General features: G+C 52.5%; 1 protein-coding gene. It reads left to right on the top strand.

What is annotated here, in order from left to right; translation table 11 throughout:
* Positions 1 to 255, top strand: a 255-nt coding sequence (locus ACO0LF_RS31790) for a GTP-binding protein (protein WP_423021452.1), incomplete at both ends; no start/stop codon positions are given.

Raw genomic sequence — 255 nt, 5'->3', positions numbered from 1 at the left:
GTCACTACGCCCACGTTGACTGCCCAGGCCATGCTGACTATGTTAAAAACATGATCACTGGTGCTGCTCAGATGGACGGCGCGATCCTGGTTTGCTCCGCAGCAGACGGTCCTATGCCACAAACTCGCGAACACATCCTGTTGGCCCGCCAAGTTGGCGTACCATACATCATCGTGTTCCTGAACAAGTGCGACATGGTTGACGATGCAGAATTGCTGGAACTGGTCGAAATGGAAGTTCGTGAATTGTTGTCCA

This window comes from Undibacterium sp. Di27W, assembly GCF_049340345.1.
Taxonomy (GTDB): domain Bacteria; phylum Pseudomonadota; class Gammaproteobacteria; order Burkholderiales; family Burkholderiaceae_D; genus Undibacterium.
This window is presented reverse-complemented; position numbering and strand designations above follow the sequence as displayed.